Source organism: Nostoc sp. CmiVER01 (genome assembly GCF_034531135.2).
In the GTDB taxonomy this organism is placed as follows: Bacteria; Cyanobacteriota; Cyanobacteriia; order Cyanobacteriales; family Nostocaceae; genus Nostoc.
This window is the reverse complement of the sequence record NZ_JAVRBU020000042.1, coordinates 1-13,072: the sequence shown is the minus strand read 5'-3', so window position 1 is coordinate 13,072 and position 13,072 is coordinate 1. Positions and strand designations below refer to the sequence as shown.

Below are 13,072 nucleotides of genomic sequence, written 5' to 3'. Positions count from 1 at the left end.
GAATGGAACAACACAAAAGTAGAATACCCAAACAGTTGCCTACATGAGTTATTTGAAGCGCAAGTAGAGCGTACACCCGATGCAGTAGCAGTAGAGTATGGCAAGGAAAAACTCACATATCGACAATTAAACATCAGAGCTAATCAACTAGCCCACCACTTGCAAAAACAAGGAATCAAACCACAAACACTAGTAGGCATCTGTGCAGAACGCTCACTGTTAATGATAGTCGGAATATTGGGCATCCTCAAAGCAGGCTGCGCTTACGTACCACTAGACCCAAACTATCCCCAACAACGACTGGCTTTGATCATAGAAGAAATCAATTCCCCAGTCTTATTAACACAACAGCATTTAGTCGAAAAACTCAGCCAACATCAAACACAAATCATTTGCTTAGACAGCGACTGGCAGCAAATCGCTCAACAAAATTCCCAAAACCTCAACACCAATGTCAGCCCAGATGATGTAGTTTATGTAATTTACACCTCCGGCTCCACAGGTAAACCCAAAGGAGCAATCAACATTCATCAAGCCCTATGCAATCGCTTGTTGTGGATGCAAGATGCTTTGCAACTAACATCATCAGAGCGAGTTTTGCAAAAAACACCCTTTAGCTTTGATGTTTCAGTGTGGGAATTCTTCTGGTCGCTGATCACAGGAGCAAGTTTAGTTTTTGCCAAACCCGACGGTCATAGAGATAGTGCTTACTTAGTAGAACTCATTGCCACAGAGGAGATTACCACAGTTCACTTTGTCCCTTCAATGCTGCAAGTATTTCTGAGTGAGCCAGAATTAGGCAAATGTCACAGCCTCAAACGGGTGATTTGTAGTGGTGAGGCTTTATCGTTAGAACTTCAGGAAAGATTTTTTGAGCGTGTTGAGGCACAGTTATACAACCTTTACGGCCCGACGGAAGCAGCGATTGATGTCACTTGGTGGCATTGTCAGCGAAATAGCCAGCAGAGGGTGGTGCCGATTGGCAGACCAATAGCCAATACGCAAATTCATATATTAGATAAATATCTCCAACCGGTGCCTGTGGGTGTACCAGGTGAATTGCATATTGGTGGGGTGGGATTGGCAAAGGGTTATTTGCATAGAGCAGATTTGACTCTTGAGAAGTTTATTGCCAATCCATTTGAGGATGAGATGGCTGCTAGTAGTCCTCGCCTGTATAAAACAGGGGATAAAGCTCGCTATGCGACTGATGGGACGATTGAGTATTTGGGGCGCATTGACTCTCAGGTGAAGATTCGTGGTTTCCGCATTGAATTGGGAGAAGTTGAGGCGGTTTTAGGTCAATACCAAGGGGTGCGGGAAGTTGTGGTGGTTGCTAGTGAGGATGTGGGTGGTTCTAAGCGTTTGCTTGCTTATCTTGTTCCACAGAAAGATCAGACACCAACAATTGCTCAACTGCGCCAGTTTTTAGAGTCGAAGCTACCAAATTACATGGTGCCAGCAGCTTTTGTGATGCTAGAGGCATTACCCTTGACACCTAACGGTAAGGTAAACAGGAAAGCATTGCCAGCACCCGATACAAGTAGACCTGAATTAGAAAAAGCTTTTGCAGCACCTCGCACTCCTGCTGAAGTTAAGCTTGCTGAAATTTGGGCGGAATTTCTCAATGTGGAGCAAGTAGGCATCGATGACAACTTCTTTGAGTTGGGTGGTGATTCCATCATCGCTATCCAAATCATCACTAGAGCTAACCAAGCTGGTCTAAAACTGACAAATAAACAATTATTTCAGCATCAAACCATTGCCGAATTAGCCGCGCGCGCAGTTCCTAAGTCCACAATCGCCGAACAAAATCTGCAAGTCGAGCCAGAAATTATTAAAGATTCGGCATCTTTGACACCTATTCAGCATTGGTTCTTCGAGCAGAATCTACAAGATCCACACTATTTTAATCAAACATTTGTCTTGGAACTGCAAGAAGTACTCGACCCTGAGATTTTAGAGCAGGCGTTACAGGAGTTGATTTTACACCACGATGCTTTGCGCTTGCAGTTTGAATGCACAGCCTCTGACTGGAAACAAGTTTTAGCCGATCGCAATGTGATGCCATTCACATATTTAGACCTTTCAGCCCAAGCATTGCAAGAACAAGAGCAAGCTTTTGAGAAAACTGTTGATAAATTGCAACGTAGTTTTAATTTATTTGTAGCCCCACTAGTGCGAGCTGCTTTGTTCAACTTTGGAGTGCAGCAGCCAAGCCGCTTGCTGTTGACTATCCATCATTTAGTTGTAGATATTTTCTCTTGGAGAATTTTACTTGAGGACTTGCAAACTTGTTACCAACAACTCAGGCAAGGAAGAAAAGTGCAACTACCAACAAAAACAACTTCTTGCTTGTACTGGTCTGAACGCTTGCAAAATTACGCACATTCTGATATTATAAGACAACAGTGGAATTACTGGTTTAATGCATCTCATAAGCAAGTGTCTCGTTTGCCAGTAGATTTTCCAGATGGTGAAAATACCGTCGCTTCAGCCCGCAATGTAGCGATCGCTCTCAATGTAGAAGAAAGCCAAACTTTACTAAAGAAAGTATCCCAAGCTTACAACACTCAAATAAATGATGTTTTACTAACAGCCCTGGCGCAAGCTTTTTCTCAATGGACGGGCGATCGCTCTTTGTTAGTCGCTTTAGAAAGTTATGGACGGGAGGATATTTTTCCCAATGTGGAATTGTCGCGGACAGTAGGCTGGTTTACGTCTTTATTTCCCATCCTCTTAAATTTGGAAAAAGCCTCTCATCCAGGGGAAGCTTTGAAAGCAATTAAAGAACAACTGCGGAGTATCCCCAATCGAGGCATTGGTTATGGTGTCCTACGCTATCTTAGCGACAAGACAGAAAACGGTGAGTTATGGTCAACACTCCCACAACCAGAAGTTCTTTTCAACTATCTTGGTCAATTAGATCAAACTTTCTCGAAGTCATCGCTATTCAAATTCATCCCAGAGTTAAGTGGACTAGCGAGTAGTCCGCAAAATCAAAGGAGCGTACTTTTGGAAATCAATAGTTTTGTGATTAACGGGCAGTTGCAATTTGATCTGACTTATAGCGAAAAAATACATCAACGCTCTTCCATTGAAAGATTAGCTCAAGAATTTGTCAAAGCATTACAAGCGATCGCCACTCACTGTCAATCACCAGAAGTCAAAGGTTACACACCTTCTGACTTCCCAGAAGCAAACTTAAATCAAAAAGACCTCGACCAATTTTTAGCGAAGCTCACCCGAAAAAGCAAGTAGAACGATGAAAACAGAAAATATAGAAGATATCTACGAAGTCTCACCTATACAGCATGGTATTCTCTTCCATAGTTTATGTACTTCTGAATTAAGCCTCTACTTTGTACAATTGGGCTTTACTTTTCATGGCGATTTAAACGTTGTCGCTTTTGAACGTGCTTGGCAGCGAGTCGTAGATCGGCACACTATCTTACGTACCAGCTTTTATTGGGAAGACATGGAAAAACCCTTACAAGTTGTGTACAAAAATGTCAAAGTATGCTTAGAACAACAAGATTGGCGCTTAATAGAGCCAGATGAGATACAAACGCGTTTGAGTTCTTTTTTGAAACGCGATCGCGAACAAGGTTTTGATTTTTCCCAAGTTCCTCTGATGCGCTTGATTCTCATTCGCCTAGAAGACCACTCTTACCAATTCATCTGGAGTACACATATGCTCATGTTGGATGGGTGGTCATATCCGTTAGTGCTTAAAGAAGTTATTGATTTCTACGTAGCGTTTTGTCAAGGTGAAGATGTACCTTTCAGACCTGGCAGTACTTTCCGTAACTACATAACCTGGCTGCGACAACAAGATTCATCTACATCAGAGAACTTCTGGAGGCAAATGCTTAAAGGAGTAAAAACACCCACTCCACTAAGCAATCTAGATGTTGGCAATTTATCTAATCCCCAAGAAAGATACGATGAAGTCCAAATCGAAATCTCAAAAGCAATCACCGCAGATTTACAATCTCTAGCTAGACAGCATCGTCTCACAATTAACGTGCTTGTTCAAGGAGCCTGGGCTTTGCTCCTGGGTCGCTATAGTTGCCGCAACGAAGTGATTTATGGGTGTACTGTTTCTGGTCGTCCTGTAGACTTAGAAGGTTCCGAGTCTATGGTAGGTGAGATGGTCAACACTTTACCAGTCAGAGTCAAGATTGATGGTGAGCAGTATCTCATGCCTTGGCTCCAGCAGCTTCAGGAACAACTTGTAGAGATTCGTCAATATGAGTACACCTCGTTAGTAGATATTCAACAATGGAGTGAAATACCACAAGGTACACCCTTGTTCGAGAGCATATTTGTATTCGAGAACCAACCAATTGAAAGAATATTACGAGAATCACAAGAGCAAAACAAAGCTATAAACTTCTCGCGTCCACTTAATCTCTACAAAACAAACTATCCTCTTAACTTAGTTGGGTATCCAGGTTCAGAATTACGAATTGGCATCAGTTACGATTTCCGCCGTTTTGACACTGCAACAATTATTGGCATACTCAAGCATTTCAAGATATTACTTCAAAATATAGCAACTAATCCTGAAGTGCGCCTCAAAGATTTATCTTTGCTGACAGAGCAAGAGCAGCAGTTGAAAGCAATGTTAGAAAAGCAAGTGACATTTAACTTTGACTTAGCTTTGTCTAATTAAGTAGCGACTGTAAATAAAGTAGTACACATCTGGTGAACAATACTTCAAGTTCATCACCACAAGAGGAAATCATGCTAACAGTATCTTCAGAAATTGAACGTGTTCATCAAATTACAAGTGAAGATTTTATAGCGAAATATGTGAATAAATCTAAACCAGTTATTATTTCAGGGATCATTCCCAAGTGGGATTGTTTTAGTAAATGGTCTTTACAATATTTCCAGTCTATCGCTCCCAATCTAAATATATATGCCAAACATTTTCAAAATGGTCAAATCAAAGTAGAAAATTTTCCTATTCATGAATACGCAAACATTCTAGAGGAATATGAAAAAACAAAAAATCAAACAGAAATGGATATTCTACCTCCATATTCTCACGATACGCCCTTGTTTAGCTTAATTCCTGCACTCGTCAAAGATGTTCAAACATTTCCGCTAGATTACTTACCAAAATGGTATGCTTATAAATGGTGGCGTTACTGTCAATTCTTTATCGGTTCATCTAATAGTCTAACTCCTTTACATTTTGATTGCCTTCTGACCAACAATCTTTTCTTTCAAATTGTTGGGCGTAAACAATTTACTCTCCTATTGAGTGAAGAATCTCAATATTGTTATCGATATAATTGGCGATGGTTTAAGGTCGATCCAGAAAAGCCTGATTTAGAGCAATACCCTCTATTTAAAAATGCAAAATCCATAAAAGTAATTGTAAATCCCGGAGAAATTTTATATATGCCTCCTGGTACACTACATCATGTGAGAAGTCGAGATATGTCAATTTCTTTTAATATTGATTGGCATACACAGAAGAGCGTATTGAACGGTCTAGTAGCTGGTTTAAAGGGTATGCCACCAAAAAACATGTATTACAATTTTTTACTAGCATTAGGTTTGGTATTGAGAGTTCCACCTCAAGTTATATTCCATTTTTACAAATCTTATTTAAATTATATTTCTTAATTGACCAGACATACGCTCGTGCCATTTCATAATGCTAATTATCTCTTATATCTAAAAGCAGGAAGTTTTCAATGAATATCTTTGAGCAGCGAGAGTCAAATGTCAGAAGTTATTGCCGAAATTTCCCAGCTCTATTCCATAGAGCTAAAGGTTCTTTAATTTACTCAGAATCAGGAGAAGCGTATATTGATTTTCTTGCAGGTGCAGGCGCTTTAAACTATGGACATAACAACGATTATATAAAACAGAAGGTAATATCTTATTTAGAAGCTGATGCAATTACTCATGGATTAGATTTTTATACATCTGCAAAAGAAAAATTTTTATCTAAGTTTTTTGAATCATTACTACATCCTAGAGGTTTAGATTATCGGGTACAATTTTGTGGCCCTACCGGAACAAATGCTGTTGAGGCGGCATTAAAATTGGCCAGGAAAATTAAAAAAAGACCAGGAATATTTTCGTTCATGGGAGGCTATCATGGCATGACATTGGGTAGCTTGTCAGTGAGTGGTAATCTAGAAATCAAAGCTGGGGCATTTGGCACATCGAACCATGTCAATTTTATGCCTTATCCTCATGGATTTATGGAAAATATTGACACAATAGAGTTTATAGAAGCAGTACTCAATGATGTCAACTCCGGAATTGAAAAGCCAGCAGCAATAATATTTGAAACAGTGCAAGCTGAAGGAGGAGTGATTATAGCACCAATCGAATGGATGCAAAAATTAAGACAGTTATGCGATAAGCATGATATTTTATTAATTTGTGATGATATTCAAGTTGGCTGTGGTCGAACAGGTTCATTCTTTTCTTTTGAAAGAGCGAATATTGTTCCGGATATGGTAATACTTTCAAAATCGATTAGTGGTTACGGTTTTCCCATGTCATTATTATTGTTTAAGCCAGAGTTAGATATTTGGGAGCCTGGCGAACACAATGGAACTTTTAGAGGTAATCAACTAGCATTTATAGGTGCAGCAGCTGCACTGGAGTATAGAGAAATTACAAATATTGAACAGGAAATTAAAGCTAAAGAATCTTTCATATATAACTTTTTGATTGACAAAATTGCATCAATTAGTGATAAAGTCAAAATACGAGGAATAGGTTTGATTTGGGGTATAGATATTGCCGGATTTGGCGATAATAATTTAACAAAACAAATTATTTCCCGTTGTTTTGAACTAGGATTAATAATTGAAAGAACTGGCAGAAATAATACTGTAATCAAGATACTGCCTCCTTTAACTATTGAAATTCCGATTTTAGAAAAGGGGTGTTTCATTATCAAACAAGCTTTTGATGAGTGTTTAGCACAGTAAGATAAGTTAAACAAAATTTTCACTAATTTTCTCAGAAATTATTTTATTGCAAGGTGACTGATAATGATTGCCAATCAAACTAGAGATACATTGACTACTGAAGAGTTATTCTTTCAAAAATTTTATTGGCTAAATCAATTGTCTGGTGAATTGCCAGAGACAAATCTTATTACAGATTATATTAGACCTACAATTTATTCTGAGAATAATAAATCGATTGCTTTCGAGCTATCGAAAGATTTATCATTTGCGATCGCTCAACTAACAAACAATTCTAATTTATCGATTTATTTAGTTTTGCTATCTGCATTAAGTATATTAATGCAGAAATATACTGGTAGCAATGATACTATTTTTGGTTCTCCTATTTATCAATTAGAAAATAGCGGTCGCAATTTAAATACAATTCTACCTTTGCGTATTAATGTAGAAGCAAAACTGACATTTAAAGATTTGATTTTTCGAGCTAAAAATACAACAATAGATGCATATAGCCATCAAAATTATCTAGTTGATGAATTAGTTAAAACATTGAATTTACCTAATAAACACAATCGCTGTCCATTTTGTGATATTGTCATTCTTTTAGAAAATATTCATCAACCGGAAAGTATAGCTGATATCAGTAATGACTTGACCTTTTCATTCAAAGCTACTGATAATTTAATACTAGGGAGAATAGATTATAACGGAGATATCTTTCGAGAAGATGTTATTAAATATATTATTAGATATTATATTAATATACTTGAATTCGTTATTTACGACTGCCAAGTTAAAATTGCAGACATTCCCTTATTAAAACCAGAAGACAAACAGGAATTATTATATTTTAACAATAAAGCAAAACAATATCCGATCGAGCGGACAATCGATCGATTATTTGAAAAGCAAGTAGAAAAGACACCTTTAAGAATTGCAGTTGATTATGAAAATACTCAACTAACATATCAACAGCTAAATGAAAAAGCGAATCAACTTGCAAGATTTTTACAGAATTTAGGATTAAATAAAGGTGAATTTGTTGGTATTTACAAAGAGCGAGATGTAAATTTCTTAATAGGTATACTTGCCATACATAAAGCTGGTGGAGCTTATGTCCCAATTGATAGTCAATACCCACCAGATAGAGTTGAATACATGGTTTCTAACAGCGAAGTCAGAATTATATTAACAGATAATTCTTGCTTAGACTCCTTGTCAAACTTTATCGAAAGCTGCTCGCACTTAAAATGTTTAATTTGTTTAGATTCTTCGTTACCAGACAAAGAATTTCCGAAAATAATTGATATCAATATATACAATCAATTTGATTTTAATCATTTACCTAAGAAAAATTTAGAAGGCAGTCATGTGGGAACCGATATAGCTTATATGTTATATACCTCTGGTTCGACGGGATCGCCAAAAGGTGCAATTGTTAGGCATGACGGTGCTGTTAACCATATATATGCTCAGTTCGATGAACTAGAGTTAACAGAAGACTTTCGTTTTCTACAAAGCGCTCCTTCTTCTACAGATATTTCTGTCTGGCAATTTTTAGCTCCACTGCTTATTGGTGGTCAGACAGTTATAGTAGATACTGAATCGGGTTTTGTTCCTGACAAACTATTTAAATTTCTTAAAGAAAAAAGAATCACTGTTGTGGAATTAGTACCAGCAGTATTCGGAGGATTATTAGACTATATTTCCCAATTACCAGCCGACCAAAGATTGTTACCAGATTTAAAGTGGATGATGGTAGTTGGAGAACCTGTTTCGGTGAAGCGGGTAAACCAGTGGTTCAGTTTGTATCCTGCAATTAGAGTAGCTGATGCTTACGGGCCAACCGAAGCTGCGGACGATATCACGCAATTTATAATTGATAAACCTTTACCAGAAAACCAACGAACTGTTTCTATTGGTAAACCTTTAAATAACTTAAATCTGTATATTCTCGACCGGGAAATGCAATTATTACCGATAGGATTTCCCGGAGAAATTTGTGTATCAGGAATTGGGGTGGGAGATGGCTATTGGAAAAATGAAAATAAAACTAAATTAAGCTTTGTTCCTAATCCCTTTCCTGACTCTAGAAAAAAATTACCAGAAAGTAATCAAGATTTAATTTACAAAACCGGAGACTTAGGTCGATGGCTACCTAATGGAAATATTGAATTTTTAGGACGCATAGATAATCAAGTAAAGATTCGCGGTTTTCGCGTTGAACTTGAAGAAATCGAAGCCTTACTGCGTCAGCACCCAGCTGTGCGGGAAACTGTAGTTATAGTTAGAGAAGATACTGGTGACAAGCGTTTGGTAGCCTATGTAGTGACTCAACCTGACCAGTATTTGCCAGAAGACTTGGTGTCAGATTTACGCAATCTTCTCAAACAAAGATTGCCACAGCACATGATACCATCAGCTTTTGTTCTACTAGAGAGTTTCCCATTAGCTCCCAGTGGCAAAGTAGACCGTCGAGCATTACCCGCACCTGACCTCACCCAGCTTCAGAACGAAGGTGATTTTGTTGCTCCTTCTACTCCCATTCAGGAAATGCTCGCGGGAATTTGGGCTGAAGTTCTTGGTGTTGAGAAAATAAGTATTCACGACAACTTCTTTGAGTTGGGAGGACATTCCCTGTTGGCGACTCGTGTCATTTCTAAGTTGCGACAAGTCTTTCAAGTAGAGTTGCCCCTACGTAGTTTGTTTGAAAACCCCACAGTAGGCCAATTAGCTCAAGAGATTGAACGCATTATCAAAGTTGGTAATAAACTGGAGATGCCACCAATTACACGCGTCTCCAGAGAAGGAGAGTTATTGCCATCTTTTGCTCAACAGAGGTTATGGTTCTTGGCACAGTTGGAACCAGACAACCCGATTTACAATATCCCTGGCGTAGTTAGGTTACAGGGAGATTTGAATATAACTGCACTTGAGCAAAGCTTGAATGAAATTTTGCGTCGCCACGAAGCATTGCGTAGTAATTTCAAAATACCACAAGGGCGGCTTGTAGTTGCGATCGCGCCACCAACACCACAGCAGTTGTCAATACTCGACTTGAGTGAATTATCTGTTGCAGAACAAGAAGCTAAAGTTAAACAACTAACGCAAATAGAGGCAAAAACACCTTTTAACTTTGAGACTGACTCATTAGTCCGGTTAAAACTACTGCGCCTTAATCAACATGAGTATGTAATGTTACTCACCTCCAACTACATAGCTTCTGACGCATGGTCAGCCGCCATACTAGTGCATGAGCTATCCTCACTGTACAATGCTTTCTGTCAAGGGCAATCCTCACCTTTAGGGGAATTACCGATTCAATACCCAGACTTTGCAGCTTGGCAACAACAGTGGATGGCAGGAGACATTCTAGAATCTCAACTAGCTTACTGGCAAAAACAGCTAGCTGGAGCGCCAACAGTATTAGATTTACCCACAGATCATCCAAGACCTGCAATTCAGACTTTTCGAGGTAGTACCTACAAATTTGAAATTTCTCCAGAACTATCACTTGCACTTAAAACCTTAAGCCAGCAAGAGGGATGTACCTTGTTTATGACTGTGCTGGCTGCTTTTAAGGCTCTGCTGTATCGCTACAGTGGTAGTGAGGATATTGTGGTTGGTTCGCCCATAGCTAACCGCAACCGTGCAGAAATCGAAGGTTTAATTGGGCCTTTTCTCAACACATTAGTCCTACGAACTAAGCTTAGAGGCGACTTTACCTTTCAAGAATTATTAACTCAGGTACGAGAAGTTTCTTTAGGGGCGTATGCTCATCAAGATTTACCTTTTGAACAACTAGTAGAAGTTCTGCAACCAGAGCGTTCTTTGAGCCATACACCACTATTTCAAGTCATGTTTGTGCTTCAGAATGCGCCTAAATCAGATTTAGAGTTGGTTGGTTTAACTTCGACTTTAATCGATCAAAGTTTTGGGACAGCTAAGTTTGATTTAATCTTCTCGATACTAGAGACTGCTGAGGGACTAAGTGCAACTTTTGAGTACAGCACTGACTTGTTTGAGGCTGATACTATTAGCAGGATGGCAGGAAATTTACAGACGCTATTGTCTGAAATTGTTGCTAACCCAGAGCAGCAGCTTTGGCAGTTACCACTGTTGTCACAAACAGAGCAACAGCAACTGTTGGAATGGAATGACACTCAAGTTGAGTATTCCCAAATCCAAATTATCCATCAGCTATTTGAAGCGCAAGTAGAACGGACACCCGACGCGATCGCCGCAATTTTTGAAGAGCAACAATTAACTTATCGGCAACTCAATGCTAGAGCAAATCAGCTAGCGCACTACTTACAAACACTTGATGTTAAATCAGAAATATTAGTGGGAATTTGCATAGAGCGTTCGCTGGAAATGGCAGTTGGAATTTTAGGTATCCTCAAAGCTGGGGGAGCCTATGTGCCGCTAGACCCACAATTACCACAGGAACGCCTGAGTTTCATGTTAAATGATTCACAGGTTAAGGTGCTGCTGACACAACAGCATTTAGTTACCAGACTAACAGAGCATCAAACAGTTGTAGTGTGTTTGGATAGTGACTGGCAGGTTATATCTGAGTCAACAGAAGAAAATCTTTACAGCGATGTCCAACCTAGTAACTTAGCTTATGTAATTTATACATCTGGTTCCACAGGCACACCAAAAGGGGTAGCAATGAATCAGCTTCCTCTTTGCAATCTCATCATGTGGCAACTGGAAAATATGAAAGTTGCAAGTGGTGCAAAAACTCTGCAATTTGCTCCTGTGAGTTTTGATGTTTCATTCCAGGAAATGTTCTCCACCTGGTGTTCTGGTGGAACGCTATATTTCATCACAGAAGAATTACGCCGAGATCCCAAAGCCTTATTAGATTTTATCAACCAAAAAGCTATTGAAAGATTATTTCTCCCCTTTGTTGCCTTACAGCAATTAGCAGAGGTAGCTGGCGATCGCCAATTAATTCCTAATACTCTTCAAGAAATCATTACTGCTGGCGAACAATTGCAAATTACTCCTGCCATTGCCAACCTATTTAGCAACTTAACTGATTGTACTTTGCACAATCATTACGGCCCGTCAGAGAGTCATGTCGTCACTGCCTTTACCCTCAAAGGTTCGGTAGATACTTGGCCAGTGCTGCCTCCCATCGGACAACCTATTAATAATACACAAATTTACATCCTAGACAGCCATCTTCAACCAGTTCCGGTAGGCGTACCTGGTGAATTGCATATTGGTGGTGTTTCTTTAGCACGAGGCTACCTCAACCGCCCAGAGTTAACTCAAGAAAAATTCATTCCCTTTGGAAGAGGCAGGGGGAAAGAAGACCAATCCTCTAATTTTGAGCATCTATATAAAACTGGGGATTTAGCCCGCTATCTGCCCAATGGAGAAATTGAATACATTGGTCGTATTGACTACCAAGTAAAAATCCGGGGTTTCCGTATCGAACTAGGAGAAATTGAAGCCGTTATCAACCAACACCCACAGGTACGAGAATGTGTAGTTGTGGTTAGAGAAGATGAACCAAGTTCCAAGTATTTGACAGCTTACATAGTCCTCCATCCAGAACAACAACTGACAATTACTGAGCTACGCCACTTCTTAGAGTTGAAGTTACCGAATTATATGGTGCCAACGGCTTTTATGATACTAGACGCATTACCCTTGACACCTAACGGTAAAGTCAACCGTCGGACGCTGCCAATTCCTGATTTGGAACAACTTGTTTTTAGAAGCAGTTTTGCAGCTCCTTCTACTCCCATCGAGGAAATGTTGGCTGGTATCTGGGCAGAAGTTCTGAATATTGCCAAAGTAGGCATTCACGACAACTTCTTTGAGTTAGGAGGACATTCCCTTTTAGCTACTCGTGTTACTTCTAAATTGCGGCAAGTCTTTAAGGTAGAATTGCCCGTGCGTCAATTATTCGAGTCCCCTACCATAGCAGATTTAGCCAAAGATATAGAGAGAGTTACCAAAGCAGGGTTAGAATTAAAAGCCCCGCCCATAACTTGCGTTGCTCGGTCGGAAGAATTACCCTTATCTTTTGCTCAACAACGGCTATGGTTCCTGGCTCAGTTAGAACCAGGCAATCCCTTCTATAATATTCCCGGTGCAAT

5 protein-coding genes are annotated in these 13,072 nt (G+C 39.3%); all 5 read left to right on the top strand.

Going from position 1 to position 13,072, the window contains the following annotated elements:
* On the top strand, positions 1-3,261 hold a 3,261-nt coding region (locus RMZ43_RS35770; protein WP_428851006.1), incomplete at its 5' end, for an amino acid adenylation domain-containing protein.
* Positions 3,262-3,265: 4 nt separating this feature from the next.
* Complete coding sequence (locus RMZ43_RS35765; RefSeq protein ID WP_322652290.1) at positions 3,266-4,678, top strand: condensation domain-containing protein; 1,413 nt, start codon at positions 3,266-3,268, stop codon at positions 4,676-4,678.
* A gap of 32 nt (positions 4,679-4,710) precedes the next feature.
* Entirely contained in the window at positions 4,711-5,643 is a 933-nt protein-coding gene (locus tag RMZ43_RS35760) for a cupin-like domain-containing protein (protein WP_322652289.1), read from the top strand.
* Positions 5,644-5,714: 71 nt separating this feature from the next.
* The gene (gene ectB / locus RMZ43_RS35755) at positions 5,715-6,971 is read left to right on the top strand and encodes a diaminobutyrate--2-oxoglutarate transaminase (protein ID WP_322652069.1); all 1,257 of its coding nucleotides are present in this window, start codon (positions 5,715-5,717) and stop codon (positions 6,969-6,971) included.
* Positions 6,972-7,034: 63 nt separating this feature from the next.
* A partial coding sequence (locus RMZ43_RS35750; protein WP_428851005.1) for an amino acid adenylation domain-containing protein occupies positions 7,035-13,072 on the top strand: 6,038 nt, incomplete at its 3' end.

Bases quoted from the DNA above. Each gene is read 5' to 3' on its own strand.
- RMZ43_RS35765 (WP_322652290.1), top strand. From the start codon at position 3,266: ATGAAAACAGAAAATATAGAAGATATCTACGAAGTCTCACCTATACAG.
- ectB (WP_322652069.1), top strand. From the start codon at position 5,715: ATGAATATCTTTGAGCAGCGAGAGTCAAATGTCAGAAGTTATTGCCGA.